The organism is Rhizobium sp. NZLR8 (assembly GCF_019685025.1).
GTDB lineage: Bacteria > Pseudomonadota > Alphaproteobacteria > Rhizobiales > Rhizobiaceae > Rhizobium.
Window position 1 is genome coordinate 81,363 of the sequence record NZ_JABDVY010000021.1, and the last position, 13,521, is coordinate 94,883.

General features: G+C 56.1%; 15 protein-coding genes and 1 pseudogene. 8 read left to right on the forward strand and 8 right to left on the reverse strand.

The annotated features are described in order from the left end of the window. Positions 1-80: 80 nt before the first annotated feature. From HJB89_RS30625 to HJB89_RS33885, 7 genes are all read left to right on the forward strand, one after another. The gene (locus HJB89_RS30625) at positions 81-1,253 is read left to right on the forward strand and encodes a branched-chain amino acid ABC transporter substrate-binding protein (RefSeq protein WP_026242448.1); all 1,173 of its coding nucleotides are present in this window, start codon (positions 81-83) and stop codon (positions 1,251-1,253) included. A 50-nt stretch (positions 1,254-1,303) separates the two neighbouring features. Beyond that, positions 1,304-2,215, forward strand: a complete 912-nt coding sequence (locus HJB89_RS30630; protein ID WP_018517607.1) for a branched-chain amino acid ABC transporter permease — start codon at positions 1,304-1,306, stop codon at positions 2,213-2,215. Between the two features lie 3 nt (positions 2,216-2,218). Beyond that, a complete protein-coding gene (locus HJB89_RS30635; RefSeq protein ID WP_018517606.1) occupies positions 2,219-3,379 on the forward strand; it encodes a branched-chain amino acid ABC transporter permease in 1,161 nt (386 codons plus the stop codon). After that, a complete protein-coding gene (locus HJB89_RS30640; protein ID WP_018517605.1) occupies positions 3,376-4,152 on the forward strand; it encodes an ABC transporter ATP-binding protein in 777 nt (258 codons plus the stop codon). The genes HJB89_RS30635 and HJB89_RS30640 overlap by 4 nt, the downstream gene beginning before the upstream one ends. Continuing rightward, positions 4,149-4,862, forward strand: a complete 714-nt coding sequence (locus HJB89_RS30645; protein WP_018517604.1) for an ABC transporter ATP-binding protein — start codon at positions 4,149-4,151, stop codon at positions 4,860-4,862. Before HJB89_RS30640 ends, HJB89_RS30645 begins: the two co-directional genes overlap by 4 nt. Positions 4,863-5,158: 296 nt before the next feature. After that, entirely contained in the window at positions 5,159-6,529 is a 1,371-nt protein-coding gene (locus HJB89_RS30650; RefSeq protein WP_032990445.1) for a M20 family metallopeptidase, read from the forward strand. Positions 6,530-6,974: 445 nt separating this feature from the next. Further along, the gene (locus tag HJB89_RS33885) at positions 6,975-7,241 is read left to right on the forward strand and encodes a hypothetical protein (protein ID WP_018517601.1); all 267 of its coding nucleotides are present in this window, start codon (positions 6,975-6,977) and stop codon (positions 7,239-7,241) included. A 510-nt stretch (positions 7,242-7,751) separates the two neighbouring features. On the opposite strand, the gene HJB89_RS30660 is transcribed toward HJB89_RS33885, so the two are convergent. The 3 genes from HJB89_RS30660 to HJB89_RS33890 all read right to left on the reverse strand — a co-directional run bounded on the left by HJB89_RS30660 (position 7,752) and on the right by HJB89_RS33890 (position 9,990). Continuing rightward, entirely contained in the window at positions 7,752-9,377 is a 1,626-nt protein-coding gene (locus HJB89_RS30660) for a DUF4435 domain-containing protein (RefSeq protein ID WP_080646163.1), read from the reverse strand. Between the two features lie 218 nt (positions 9,378-9,595). Next, entirely contained in the window at positions 9,596-9,871 is a 276-nt protein-coding gene (locus HJB89_RS30665; RefSeq protein WP_245275463.1) for a DUF5334 family protein, read from the reverse strand. After that, positions 9,862-9,990, reverse strand: a complete 129-nt coding sequence (locus tag HJB89_RS33890) for a YHYH domain-containing protein (protein WP_104891186.1) — start codon at positions 9,988-9,990, stop codon at positions 9,862-9,864. Before HJB89_RS33890 ends, HJB89_RS30665 begins: the two co-directional genes overlap by 10 nt. Positions 9,991-10,233: 243 nt before the next feature. On the opposite strand from HJB89_RS33890, the pseudogene HJB89_RS30675 reads away from it, so the two are divergent. After that, positions 10,234-10,462, forward strand: a pseudogene (locus HJB89_RS30675) (cytochrome P450); the annotation flags it as partial. 26 nt (positions 10,463-10,488) lie between these two features. Here HJB89_RS30675 and rpsU read toward each other — a convergent pair. The 5 genes from rpsU to thiO form a co-directional block, all read right to left on the reverse strand. After that, the gene (gene rpsU / locus HJB89_RS30680; RefSeq protein WP_018517743.1) at positions 10,489-10,728 is read right to left on the reverse strand and encodes a 30S ribosomal protein S21; all 240 of its coding nucleotides are present in this window, start codon (positions 10,726-10,728) and stop codon (positions 10,489-10,491) included. A 230-nt stretch (positions 10,729-10,958) separates the two neighbouring features. Then, entirely contained in the window at positions 10,959-11,579 is a 621-nt protein-coding gene (locus HJB89_RS30685) for a thiamine phosphate synthase (RefSeq protein WP_018517744.1), read from the reverse strand. Further along, entirely contained in the window at positions 11,576-12,349 is a 774-nt protein-coding gene (locus tag HJB89_RS30690; protein ID WP_018517745.1) for a thiazole synthase, read from the reverse strand. Before HJB89_RS30690 ends, HJB89_RS30685 begins: the two co-directional genes overlap by 4 nt. A gap of 3 nt (positions 12,350-12,352) precedes the next feature. Further along, entirely contained in the window at positions 12,353-12,550 is a 198-nt protein-coding gene (gene thiS / locus HJB89_RS30695; RefSeq protein WP_018517746.1) for a sulfur carrier protein ThiS, read from the reverse strand. Next, positions 12,547-13,521 (reverse strand): glycine oxidase ThiO, encoded by a 975-nt coding sequence (gene thiO, locus HJB89_RS30700; RefSeq protein ID WP_018517747.1) that lies wholly within the window; start codon positions 13,519-13,521, stop codon positions 12,547-12,549. Before thiO ends, thiS begins: the two co-directional genes overlap by 4 nt.

Below are 13,521 nucleotides of genomic sequence, written 5' to 3' on the forward strand. Positions count from 1 at the left end.
GGGTGCTATGATCCTAAGTCGTCGGCTTACAGCAAATACACTTACAGGGAACAAAGCCGCCGGTTTGGAGAGGATCTAACATGCGTATGCCAGCAAAATACATAATTTCTGCGGTCATGAGTGCGTCACTTATGGCGGTCAGCAATGGCGCTGAAGCCAAGCAAAAGGTGAAGATCGCGTGGGTGGGGCCGTTGACAGGCGCCCTGTCGGCCTACGGCCTAGGCGGCCGGAATTCCGCTGAACTAGCAGTTCAGGTAATGAACGCGAATTCAGCGGCTAACTACGAGTATGAGCTCGTGCCGCTCGATGATGAATGCAAACCGAACGTCGGGGTCCAGGTTGTGACCAAGGCGGCGGTTGACCGGTCGATTATTGCGGCAATACCATTCTACTGCTCTTCAACTGCGATGGCTGCCATTGACATTTTCAACCGTTACAAGCTGCCGATGGTTGTATGGGCTGCCGTGCTTCCCGACATCACATATGGCAATGACTATCCCGAGGTCAATCGCGTAACCGGTGCGCTGATTGGTCAGAACAAGGTCGGCGCAAAGTTCATGAAGGATGAGGGTTATAAAACCTTCGTCTCCTTTGCTGACTCGACCGACTTTGGCAAATCGAACACGAAATACTTCAGCCTCTATACGGGCGAGGAAGGCGGCCAGATCCTTACATCGTTCAGCGTTCCGCCGGATCAGCAGGATCTTTCAGCTGAGCTCACAAAAGTCAAAGAGCTGAACCCTGAGGTGGTTTACTTCGGTGGGCTGGTGCCCCTTGGCGCCAGACTTAGAACGCAAATGGAGAAATTGGGGATCAAGGCGCAGTTTGAAGGAACTTCTGCGATCATGGGCGATGCCTATATCAATGCGGTAGGACCAGAGTTGGCAGAAGGCACTATTGCGTTCTACGACAGCCCCCAACTATCGCAGACGGCCGGGGGTAAGTTCTTTTTGGAGAAATATCAGGCATCTGGCTTCAAGGAAGCTCCCGAGGCCTACGGCCATTTCTCCTACGCTGCGACGATGCTTGTTCTGGAGGCGATCGAGAAGGTCGGACCAACAAGAGCTGCCGTGACCGCGGAACTTGGCAAGACAAAAGATCGCCCGTCCATCATCGGACCGATCACCTTCGATGATCATGGCCAAAACGTAACGCTTCAGACCACCAAATACATCGTTCAGGATGGGAAATGGGTCGTTTGGGAAGAAAGCGAATACGCGAGCGGAAAGCGTAAGTTGAAGAAGCTGCAGTGATGTCGTCGATGTCTGTGCACACGTCAATTTCCATCGCGTGGTAGGTTGTTATGGCTAATTCGATTCAACACATCATAAACGGACTCATGCAAGGCACCGTCTACGGGCTTGTGGCGATGGGGTTCACAATCTTCTTCGGTGTCATGAACGTAATTAAGTTCTCCCATGGGGATGTCTTTACGTTTGGCGCATTTGGAGGCCTCGTGGCGGTATGGTTCGCCCAGGCACTTGGCTTGCCGATTTGGAGCCAATTTTTGTTCGGATTCGTCGCTGCAATCTTGGTAGCCGGCACCCTGGGAGCTTTGATCTCCAGGGTGCTAATTCTTCCGCTGCGCCGCGCGCCGCCTCTCAACATGCTTCTTATGACCATGATGGTGGGAACAGCGATACGCGAATGCATTCGATTGTTCTTTCCCAACGGGTCCAATCCGCAACGGTTCCCTTCGCTATTGCCAGAGGGAGGGTATGAGTTCCTCGGAGCTTATATGAGATTGGACGGGATGCTGTTGATATGTGGCGGCGTGGGATCAATCGCACTCGTCTATCTGATTATCAACAAAACGCGGTTCGGGTTGGCGATGCGTGCTGTAGCCGAAGACTCCGAGACCGCCAGCATGATGGGAATCAATTTTGAACGTATTGTGCCCCTTACCTTCGCGCTTGGATCAATGACTGCGGGGTTTGCTGGCATCATGTACGGATTATACTACAGCGAAGTAAGCTACAACATGGGCTTGTTGCTGGCTGTCATAGGTTTCTCAGCCGCAATTGTAGGGGGCCTCGGAAACATTTGGGGAGCCATACTCGGAGGGTATCTCTTTGCTGCTTTGCAGACTCTAGTCGTCGCCGCGACGCCATCTTTGAGTGAATACAAGAACGTCATCGGATTCGCGATAATGATCATGCTAATTACGTGGAGGCCTACCGGACTATTGGCTGAACGTACCAGCGAGAGAGTATAGCTGATGTATATGTTCGATACAAAACCGAGGCGAATTGCAGCTTTGCTGGCTACATTAATTGCGGCGACCGGAGCTTTGTCGGCAATCATTCAGATAACGGAAGAAACACTCTTCATTATTGTGTTGCTCTTCATTATCGCTGGGGCGTGGCTTGCGCATCGCGCAGGGCTGCTGGCTGCGGCCGAAATTGCAGCGAAGGAAAAGCCAAATTTCCTTCGTGCAGGCCTCCTGGTGTCGGCAATTGTTTTGTTATTCGCCTTGCGAGAAGATATCTTCGGCTTGCTGATGCTTGCGACGGTCCTCATCTATGTCCTCGCTTGTTTCGGCCTCACAATCCAGATGGGGTTCGCTGGATTGACGAATTTCGGGGCCGCTGCATTTATGGGAGCAGGCGGTTACACGGTGGCAATGCTTGGTCGCTTCGGCGAGGTGCCGGGCTTGATATCGCTGATTTGCGCAGGCGCAGTGTCTGTCGTGATTGGATTTGTTTTGCTGGCCCCGGTTCTGCGAACCCGAGGACACTATGCTGCGCTGACGACACTGGCATTCAGTGTGATGTTCACGGTTTATGTCGACGCAAGTGAAGTGCTCGGAGGGCCGCAGGGGATTAAGGTTCCAGGACTGGTGCTCTTCGGCTGGGATTTCAGCCAAGACATTCTCTTGGGCGGTTATACCTTCAACTCATTCACAAACTATGTGATCCTGACAGGAGGCCTGGTCGGACTATCAGGGCTGCTCCTAGGATTGATGAACCGATCCTGGATCGGCGTGTGGCTGGACGTGGTTCGACTGGATGAAACCGCAGCCTCGATCTTTGGTTTGCGTGTCTGGTATTGGAAGCTCTTCGCCTTCACCCTCGGTAATTTCCTGCTGGGACTTGCAGGTGCGATCTATGCGCAAATGACCGGCTTTATCGCGCCAGCGAATTTTCAGCTGGGGGATAGTCTGGCCATTGTATCCATTCTCATTCTAGGAGGAATTGGGAACATATGGGGCATTCTTCCCGCGACGCTTTTGGTCGTGCTCCTACCTGAGAAGCTTCAGATTGTTCAGGAGTATCGGTTCCTCATATTCGCCTTGGTCGTGATGGTCGTCCTTATTGTTCGGCCCTCTGGGCTGTTGCCCCGACGACTGCGACGCTTGCAGGAAGGTGCCGCATCATGAAAGATACCATACTTGCAACACGTGGCTTGACCGTTCGTTTTGGAGGCTTGTTGGCGCTGAACGAACTCGACGTCTCCATCTCAAGGGGGGATGTGATTGGTCTTATCGGCCCTAATGGATCAGGAAAAACCACGTTCTTTAACACGATCAGCGGCCTGGTTTCGTCCAGCTCCGGATCAATTACCTTCGAAGGGTCTGACACCACGAAAGTGAAGGTTGACCAGCTGGCGCCGCGAGGCTTGGCTCGGACATTTCAGCGATCGCGGCTTTGCCTCCCACTGTCGGTCTTCGACAATATCGCTATGGGAGCGCAAGGACGGATCTCGAGCACGGTGTGGCACAATATTGTGCGAAGATCTGCTTTCCACGCTGAACTTCGCCAACTCACGCAAGAGGTTGAGGATTTGGTCTCCAAATTCGATCCCGGCCTGGCGAAGAAAGTGTTTGAACCGGCTGAAACACTCGGCATGATCGATCGCAGACGGGTTGAGATTTGCCGAGCCCTTCTTGGAAAGCCTTCTCTGCTTCTTCTGGACGAACCATCTGCAGGAATGACGCACGACGAAACGAACCAGCTTATGGATGAAATCTTGGAGATAAGGCCAAAATTCGGAAACCCGACAATCGTGATTGTCGAGCATGAGATGGGTCTCATCGAGCGGGTCACCGACCACTGCATCGTTTTGAATTATGGCCAGAAGATCTGCGAGGGAAAGTTCAAAGAAGTGGCAGCCGATCCCGCCGTCCGTCGCGCATATTTGGGGGAATCATGAACCCGATTCTTACAGTTCGCGGAATTCACACCGCCTATGACACCGTCGACGTTCTGACCGGGGTCGATATCGATGTTATGCCGGGGCAGATAACCTGCATTCTCGGTGTAAACGGGGCGGGCAAGTCGACATTGATCAGATCGATTCTGAGGCTCACACCGCCAAGAACCGGTACGGTCACTTTCAATGGAAACAAACTCGACGGTTTGAAAACCCACGAGATTGCCCGTCTCGGTATTGGCTGCATACCCGAAGGCCGCCGAATCTTCGCCCGCATGACCGTCGAAGACAATCTACAAGTCGGCGCCTACAATGAGCGATCCAGCGCCAAAATTCGCTCACGTCTAGAACGTGTGTTTCAGATTTTTCCACGGCTGAAAGAACGCGAAAAGCAGATTGCCGGAACACTCTCAGGCGGCGAGCAGGCAATGGTGTCGATCGGGCGCGGCCTCATGACGGACCCTCGCATGCTCATCATCGACGAGCCGTCGCTGGGTCTCTCGCCGCTGTTTGTCCAGGAAAATTTCAATGTCATTCGCGACATCGCAAAAGCCGGAGTCACCGTGCTCCTGGTCGAGCAAAACGTTAATCAAACGCTGGCCATCGCCGACTATGGATATGTCCTGCTCCAAGGCCATGTCATCGTCAAAGGGTCAGCAGAATATCTGAGGTCAAGTCCGGAGGTTCAGCGCGCTTACTTCGGAGGCTAAAGCGTCAATCGATCACAGCCATCGCTATGCGCCGAAAAACATGCGGCGACAATCGATCCGAAGATGTTGTCCGACTTGACGTCAACCTTCGCCGAGGGCCGCAAGACGTCAGCTTCGGTCCTGCGCCGAGCTGGATCTCACAAGGCTATGAGGCCGACGATGCAATGCCATGGTCTCCCGTGCACCCCCGTGTCACGGACCATGCGACGTCATCCTCCGAATCCATTCGATCGGTGAACCACAGCGCCGATCGCTTCGCTTCCAACGGCCAATGCGGGCACTAAATGGGGTCTTTGATGTCTCACGAAACCTCCCTAAAACGCGCCATGGAATACGTCGACAAGGGTGCGTTGACCCGCGATCTCGCGAGGCTGGTTGCCCGGCCCTCCGTCAGTCAGAGTGAGGGAGAACCGGAACACCTAAGGGCGTATCTCACTGAAGATATTGGGCCTCTGCTCAACCGCTACGGATTTGCGACCGACATCTACGAAAACCCGCTCCCCGGGGGCGCGCCTTTGCTCATTGGAAGCTATTTCGAAAAGGACAACTTGCCGACGCTGCTCATGTATGGACATGGCGATGTGTGCAACGGTGAGCAGCATCGTTGGCGCGACGGCTTGCGGCCTTTTGAACTGGTTCAGGAGGGGGATCGGCTGTATGGCCGGGGAACGGCTGATAACAAAATCCAACATCTGATAAATGTGGTCGCTTTGGGTCTTCTTCTTGAAGCAAATGGCAAGCTTGGCTTTAACGTCAAGTTCCTCTTGGAAATGGGAGAGGAGAAAGGCTCTTATGGCCTGCGCGAGTTTGTGACCGCCAAGCGGCACGAGCTTGCTGCTGATGTCTTCGTTGCTTCAGACGGGCCCCGTCATGCACCCGCGACTCCAACTATATTCTTGGGATCCAGAGGGGCTATCACATTTGAGATGGTCGTACGACTGCGGGATAGCGATTGTCATTCGGGCAACTTCGGTGGTCTCCTTGCTGATCCCGCAATCATCCTTGGCCACGCTATAGCAAGCATTACTGACGCGCGAGGGCAAATTCGCATTCCGGAGTGGCTACCAAATAGTCTCACAGATGATATCCGTGAAGCGCTCGCAGATCTTCCGCATCCGTTGAACGATCCTGATTGGGGCGAGGCTAATCTCACCCCGCCAGAGCGTGTTTATGGCTGGAATTCGTTCTCAATTCTTGCGACGTCCTCCGGATCTATCGGCGCTCCGCAATCAGCCATCTCTGGTACGGCCAGTGCCATTGGCCAGTTGCGCTTCGTTGTAGGCACCGACATGGAAGACATTCTGCCCTCCTTGAGGCGGCACCTTGACGCCCACGGCTTTCGAATGGTCAAAATTTCCCAGATTGGCGAACCGTTCAAGGCCACTCGGCTTTCCCCTGGTCATCCCTGGGTGCATTTCGTTTGTGACTCGATTGAGAAAACGATCCAAAAACGCCCCCACGTCCTGCCAAATCTGGGAGGTTCGCTGCCGAACGACATCTTCGCCGACGTACTCGGATTGCCCACAATCTGGATACCTCATTCCTACGCCGATTGTGGGCAACATGGGCCAGACGAGCACGCCTTGCTTTCTATCGCTCGCGAAGGCATCAAGGTAATGACCGGCATTTTTCTCGACATTGGCGAACGAGTGCCGGTTCATAGCTGATAGCGGACCCGTTAAGTCAGTTGCGAGACTGTTCACCCCTGTGAGAGCGTAATGACCGGCGCCGCAATTTTAGTATGGCGCGTCCTATAAGAGCGGCGGTGCAAAACTCGGCCACGGCAGCGCCGGGAGAGTCCCGGCGCGGGGGGCGTAAAAGCCGGCCACCTTTTCTTCTGCGCCGATTGCAGGAGGGGTGGATCTATACCGTGGAATTGTATCTGAGGGTCCGTCTGGCTTGCTCGGAAGGGATGAGCTGGCGTCGGGCGGCGAAGCATTTAAACATATTGCGCGATAGCGAGGCCAAGATGCCGTCGTATTTAACGCCGTCCGGCTATCAGCGTCAGTCACCGATCCGGCGGCCGAAGCTGAATGCGTTTGTTTCGACCATCGATCATTGACTGGAAGAAGACATCAGCTGCCGCGTAAGCAGCGCCATACGGCCAGGCGGGTGTTCGACCGTCTTTGGACGTGTGCGGTCATCAAGGAATATATTGCGAGCGGGAAAAACGTCACCAAGAGGGAGTTCGTGCTGCTGTCGCATCCGCCAGGGCATGCGCAGGCAGATTTCGGTGAAGCCATGGTGGTCATTGGCGGCGTGGAGCGGAAGGCGCACTTCTTCGTGCTCGACCTGCCGTACAGCGATGCCGTAGCCAACCGCGGACAGGCGCAGAATCTCACCGACCGCATCGTCCTGATACGACGACAGGTTAGCTGACCCATGACGAGAACGGACGTGCTGCAGGCGAAGCCCAATTCACTTCGCGACGCTCCGGCCGGGCCTGACGTCCACGCTTCGGACTTCCTCTTGGTCTGACAAACTTGGGCGAAGGGGACGCCCGCCGCTCGAACATGCCAGTGGGAGTAGGAACTTCAGATGAAGCACATACGAAGGGCGACAATGGCAATCGGGGTTTCTCGCCGCAACTTCTCGAGGACCTCGTTTGGATCAAGTCGGAGCGCTAAACCTTCGTTCCCTTGAAGGTCGTCCGAGGACGACGATGAAGCCAGATGTTACCTGGCCAGATCGATCAAAGCGTCAACCGGATAGGGCTTTGCAACCAATCGATCGGCGAGGCTGCCGCACCTCTTGCGCGTTCCGGCGTCAGCATGGGCGGAGGCGAGATCGAGCGGACGCCGAGGGTAGCAAGCATGAGGTCTCATCGCCCCCGAGCTTCCGAAGCGGCCAGAAGCCGCGGACGAAGTGTTCACGGAAGTTGCCTTCGTGTCAGGACATACCAGCATCAATTACCGGAAGTCGTTGCACTAGGGCGCCGGTCAGTGGGCTCGCGGTTGGCGATACAAGAAGCCGGGACACGAGATTTTCGAGCGCGCTTCTGCCTTGCAGATCCAATGCTTTCCCGAGCATGTCCAAAAGCTTGTTCTTGTTGTCGTATAGAAGGAGAAGTTGCTCGAAGTCCCGCTGTTCCAAGACGCCCTGATATTTTGAGTGAAAATCAGAATAGATCGAGGAGGGGTCGGTTTTGGCCGTAAGCTCGGCGTAAACGCGCGACAACTCCTTGATGTTCTTGGCTTTAGCGCCGACTGATTTACCGGATTGCCAGATAACATTGCTGGTGTATCTCAGGCTGACGCGGTCTGCGTCGCGTCCTGCCGCTTCGAAGACGTCACTCTTCAGCGTGTCAAAACGGCGCGTCGCCTCACGCTTGTCGAACTTGAGTTCCTCGGCCAACGCAAAGAAAATTTCGGGCGCGAGAAGCAGGTTTTCGACCTCTTGAACGGGAAGTGTAAAAATCCCCTCCTCAAGCGCACCGTCCGCCGCCGGATCGCGATTGTCGCGATCCACTAGACCGGCGCAATACAGCCAATGCAACTCCTCCTGCTTGCGGAAGCTGCGGACAAACTGGATCACCTGGCCGCAAGATCCGGAGGGAATGACAGTGAAATCACCATAGATCGCCCTATAGATCGTCTCGTCCAGGCCGCCTTGCTTCCCTTCAACAAACAGGATTGGTTTGCGGCTTCCGACCATCCGCACAAGAAGATCGCGCGGTAGCTCAGTCGCTGAGGGCAAGGGCTCGATCGTCCACATTGCCGGCGTGTCCTCCTCGAGCCGCGTGCGTGTGCGAACAAGCACCTCCTTGTAGGTCGCCGGGACATAGTTCAGAACGGCATATAGTTGAGCACTGCGACGGGACGCCGCGAAATCGATGTCATGTGTCACGTAGAGAAACGAGCAGTCCGGTCGGGCGCGCTCGACAAGGTCCCATAAACGTACAAGCAGCGCGCGGTTCATGTGCAGTTCGGGTTCGTCAACAATCAGAAGGCTATCGGTCTCGATCAGCAGGACCTGACCGAGAATATAGAGAACGAGCCTTTCTCCATCGCTCATCGCGGACGCCTCGTAAGACTCGCCATCGCCATCGAGCCTGACCGCCCGGACCGTGGCTTCCGAAAACAAAAGGCTTTGGCTGGGGATCAACTCATGCCAAAGCTCCTGAAGTCTGTCGATCACGGTAACCGGTCGAATGGAATTTTGGCGCCCCTTCGATTTTTCGTGCGCAAGTTCCAGTGCCCGGAGGCGTTCGGCAAAGAGGGCGACAAGTACTTCATCGTAATTATGCTCCATTGATCCCGGCGAGGCCTGGACGCGCCGGCTGTCACGGCGAAGCAAGCCAATGGCCCGTTCGTACCTTTCCGAAAAAACCTCATCTGGGAGCTCAAGTGAGCGTTGTGCCCCGATACGATAAGAGGCTCCCGTCTCCTCAAGGCTATCGATGTGGATGCCAAGGCGACTCTTTCCAGTACCGTTCGGTCCGAGGAAGATGATGGGCCTGCCAGGAGCAGGCTCTATGCTGCATTCACCGGTTGGCGTGAGGATACCAAAAGACATGGATTGCTCTGATTTTTAATGAAACAAGCACCCCATACCAGCAAGTGCGTGCAGGAGCTACGTAGCGCAACTATCGCGATTTTGACACCGCGGTTTGGGGGCCGATCGTCAATTCTGACCGCGCGTTTGAAAACCTGACTCTCAGGAAGAGGAGCAAATCAGATTCAACGCTATACGGCGATATGAAGCAGGCGCCACCATGACGCCTGCTCATGGTTTCAATCATCCATCTCGAGAGTGCGATATTCGCCGCTCTCACTGTCGTAGACTTCCACTTCAACGGATCCGCCAGAACGTTGAATGCTTTGGACGTCAACGTCGCGGTATTCGCCGGACCCGTGGTCGTAGATCTCGATAGTCTGGCCTGATCTCACAAGATTGCCTTTACCGATCTCGACCGAGGCCCCCGTTTCGTTATCGAAGCCATCCCAGCCAAGGCAGATATTGGTCGAGACGAAGTACATTCCAATCAGCGCAAGAATTCTCAATGGCAATGGTAGCCCCCGGTCTTGTGATTGGTATGGCAGCCGTTCCCGTCAGTTCCGCCGCTGTGTGCGGTAGCCGAACTTGCTGATAGCGTAAAGACAAGAAAGAGCGAAAAGATTACTTTCATAAGACCCCCCTAAGTGGCAACAGGTGTTCACTCCGCTGAAGTAAAGCGGCGTTGCCATGCGAAATTTGCTTCCACCCGATGAATGTGTAATCGCTGATGCAGCTTTTAGTCGAGAGTAGGGTCAGACCTTTTCTGCACTTTTGGTTGCATATCCACCAGTATCATTAACCGTTGCGGGTTGGGGAACCTGAAATAGCCCGAGCCCCTGCGATAACCGGACGATGACGCGCGCTCCCCTAAGCCGAACGCCTGGTCGGCGATCCATCCCTGGTGGGCAAGACGGTGGAGGAAATCCTGCGCATGTACCCGCCGGGCGCGGGCTGGGATGGCATCATGCGCTATCCAAGGACCGACGTGACCATCGCGGGCGTGCATATTCCCGCGGAGGTGCTGGTCCGGCCTACCGGCGACGTCGTTCGATCCACGCCATTTGGACGACCCGGAAATTTTCGAAATCGGACGCGCCGAACAGACGAAACATCCGTCACTCGATCGCCATTAGCGACCAGAAGCTCTCGCCTTCTTCGGGGCCGCAATACCACTTTCCCGCTCAAGCTTTTTGCGAGCGAGTTTACGGACACGCCTGATACCCTCAGCCTTTTCGCGCGCACGTTTTTCGGAGGGTTTTTCAAAACGCTCCCGAAGTCGAGCCTCCCGGAAAACGCCCTCGCGCTGCAACTTCTTTTTCAAAAATCGGAGCGCTTGCTCAACGTTATTATCACGTACCAGAACTTGCATTCTAAACTCCTAGGATCACTGACGTGCCTCATTAGATCCATGTGTATTTATGATCAAGACTTGGACGACAGTTTGCCTAGATTCTCTGACGCAGTTGTTTTCATGAGCACGATCGCGAATGAGGCTAGAGGTAAGGTGAGTAGTTCATATCGTTTCACGGCACGACAAGCTTTCAGTGTCCACGTGGTTGAAGCTCCGATTTTTTGATGATGCCGCTTCCTCCTGGCGACTTACTGAAGATTGGGGGTTCTCGCCTGCGCTGTGGCAACAATCCATTGCTTTGTTCGCACTTCCGGATTTTCATGCCGGATGACGTCGCTCACGACCGCGACGCTATCCGCCCCGTGAGCAAGGACGCCTTCGATCCGTTCGACATTCAACCCGCCGATGGCGACCAGAGGCAGGTCGCCGATGCGCGATTTCCATTCGCTCAGCCGCGTCAGCCCTTGCGGCGCCCATTTCATCTGCTTGAGGATCGTCGTGTAGACCGGACCGAGTGCGATATAATCAGGCCTCGCTGCCAGTGCGGTTTCCAGCTCGCGTTCGTCGTGCGTTGAGAGGCCGAGTTTCAGGCCACTCGCTCGGATCGCGTCGAGGTCCGCTGTCGCAAGATCCTCCTGGCCGAGGTGTACGAAGCCGCAACCTTCCTCGATCGCAAGCCGCCAGTGGTCGTTGACGACCAGCTGAGATTGATGTTCAGCGCAGACTGCTACTGCGCGACGGATCTCGGCGCGTAGTTCAGTCTCCGGACGATCCTTGATGCGCAACTGCACCAGCTTGACGCCAAGCGGTACCAGCCGGGCAATCCACTCGGCGCTGTCGACGATCAGGTAGAATGGATCGAGCTTCATGTGAACACCGCCTTTCCGATCACCGGCGTGGAGGGGACGGCCATGTCGCGTGGCTCCAGCACGCCAGCGTCAAAGGCCTGCTTGCCGGCGGCGATTGCCGCGGCAAAGGCGGCTGCAATCGCGGCGGGATCTCCGGCGCCGGCAACGGCGGTGTTGAGCAGAACCGCATCGAAGCCGAGCTCCATGACTGCAGTTGCGTGCGACGGCCGACCGATGCCGGCATCGACGATCAGCGACACGTCAGGGAAATGGGCCCGCATTGCTCTGAGCGCTGTCGGATTGAGCGGCCCGGCGGCACTGCCGATCGGAGCGCACCAAGGCATCAGCACCTTGCAGCCGGCCTCCAGCAGCCGTTCGGCCACGACCAGATCGTCGGTCGTGTACGGGAAGACTTCGAAACCTTCGTTGACGAGAATGCGAGCCGCCTCGACGAGGCCGAAGACATCCGGCTGTAGCGTATCATGGTTGCCGATGACCTCGAGCTTGATCCAGTCGGTGGCGAATAGCTCGCGTGCCATCCTTGCGGTCAGCACCGCTTCCCCGACGCTGTGGCAACCTGCAGTGTTGGGAAGGATACGAACGCCGAGTGCGCGGATCATCTCGAAGAAGGCGCCCCCAGTGCGGCCGCCAGACATCTCACGACGAAGCGAGACGGTGACTATTTCCGTCGCCGATTGCCTGACAGCCTCGGAGAGGACGGCAGGAGAGGGGTATCGCGCTGTGCCGAGCAGCAGACGGGAGTTTATTTCGGATCCATAAAGCGTCAGCATCCGTCAGCCTCCTTGCATCGGCGACAGGATTTCGATCCTGTCATTGTCGTTGAGCGAACGATCGAACCGGTCTTCTCGATGGACCAGCTCACCGTTGACGGCTGTCGCCAGCCAGTCACCCTCGTATTCCATCAGGACTAAAAACTCCGACAGCGTCTCAGCCGCGACATCCTGGGCCTCGCCATTAACGATCACTTTCATGAGGCATTCCTTCCCGTGGTATGTTGGTTGAAGACAAGTTCAGCCGCCTCGGCCGCCATGGCTGGCGCGAGCAGAAAGCCGTGACGGTAGAGGCCGTTGAGCGAGATCACCTTTGCCTGATGGCTTGCACGTGGAAGATTGTCCGGAAAGGCTGGGCGGATTCCGACACCCGTTTCGATTATGGTTGCATCGGCAAAGGCCGGAAATAGCGTGTATGCAGCGTTGAGCAGTTCCATCAGTGAACGGGCGACAATAGGCCCGTCGAATTCCGTCTCGATCATCGTCGCGCCGACCATGAACAGACCGTCTCCACGCGGGACGATGTAGACGGGGAAACGCGGATGGAGCAGGCGGACCGGCCGGGAGAGATCCACGTCGAAGCTTCTAAGGTAAAGCATTTCGCCGCGGACGCCGCGTAACTCCTTGGCCTCGCCGATCTGCGCAGCGCCCGTGCAATCGACGACACTGTCGAAGCTCTCCTCATGCGAGCTCTCGCCCACGAAGGTGACCCCCTGAACTGTCAGCTTGGTGCGCAGCAGAGTCAACACTCGCCGGGGATCGAGATGGGCTTCGCGGCGAAAGAACAGCCCGTGCCGGAACCGCCCGGCAATGGAGGGTTCCAGCGCCGCGATCGCCGGTTCTTCCAGCCATTCATAACCCGTCGTGCGGCAGGCAAAGCGTCGCAGTTCACCAAGATCGCGAGCCGAGGCGACCACGAGCGTTCCGTTTCGTCGCACCTCTCCCGGCACCATTGCCTCCCATTTGTCGGCGGCGGTGAGACCGCGCATGAGTACCGCGTCATCAGCACTCTCCCGCTCGCACCAGGGCGCCAACATTCCGCCCGCGAGCCACGAAGCAGCACGCAGGAAACCGTCATAAGGATCCAGCACGGTGACCTCGGCATCTCGAGCGCGCAGTTCATGCGCCACCGTCAGGCCCGCAACGCCGGCCCCTTTGACAAGCACACGCAT

Bases quoted from the DNA above. Each gene is read 5' to 3' on its own strand.
- HJB89_RS30625 (WP_026242448.1), top strand. From the start codon at position 81: ATGCGTATGCCAGCAAAATACATAATTTCTGCGGTCATGAGTGCGTCA.
- HJB89_RS30630 (WP_018517607.1), top strand. From the start codon at position 1,304: ATGGCTAATTCGATTCAACACATCATAAACGGACTCATGCAAGGCACC.
- HJB89_RS30635 (WP_018517606.1), top strand. From the start codon at position 2,219: ATGTATATGTTCGATACAAAACCGAGGCGAATTGCAGCTTTGCTGGCT.
- HJB89_RS30640 (WP_018517605.1), top strand. From the start codon at position 3,376: ATGAAAGATACCATACTTGCAACACGTGGCTTGACCGTTCGTTTTGGA.
- HJB89_RS30645 (WP_018517604.1), top strand. From the start codon at position 4,149: ATGAACCCGATTCTTACAGTTCGCGGAATTCACACCGCCTATGACACC.
- HJB89_RS30650 (WP_032990445.1), top strand. From the start codon at position 5,159: ATGTCTCACGAAACCTCCCTAAAACGCGCCATGGAATACGTCGACAAG.
- HJB89_RS30660 (WP_080646163.1), bottom strand. From the start codon at position 9,377: ATGTCTTTTGGTATCCTCACGCCAACCGGTGAATGCAGCATAGAGCCT.
- HJB89_RS33890 (WP_104891186.1), bottom strand. From the start codon at position 9,990: ATGAAAGTAATCTTTTCGCTCTTTCTTGTCTTTACGCTATCAGCAAGT.
- rpsU (WP_018517743.1), bottom strand. From the start codon at position 10,728: ATGCAAGTTCTGGTACGTGATAATAACGTTGAGCAAGCGCTCCGATTT.
- HJB89_RS30685 (WP_018517744.1), bottom strand. From the start codon at position 11,579: ATGAAGCTCGATCCATTCTACCTGATCGTCGACAGCGCCGAGTGGATT.
- HJB89_RS30690 (WP_018517745.1), bottom strand. From the start codon at position 12,349: ATGCTGACGCTTTATGGATCCGAAATAAACTCCCGTCTGCTGCTCGGC.
- thiS (WP_018517746.1), bottom strand. From the start codon at position 12,550: ATGAAAGTGATCGTTAATGGCGAGGCCCAGGATGTCGCGGCTGAGACG.
- thiO (WP_018517747.1), bottom strand. From the start codon at position 13,521: ATGCGTGTGCTTGTCAAAGGGGCCGGCGTTGCGGGCCTGACGGTGGCG.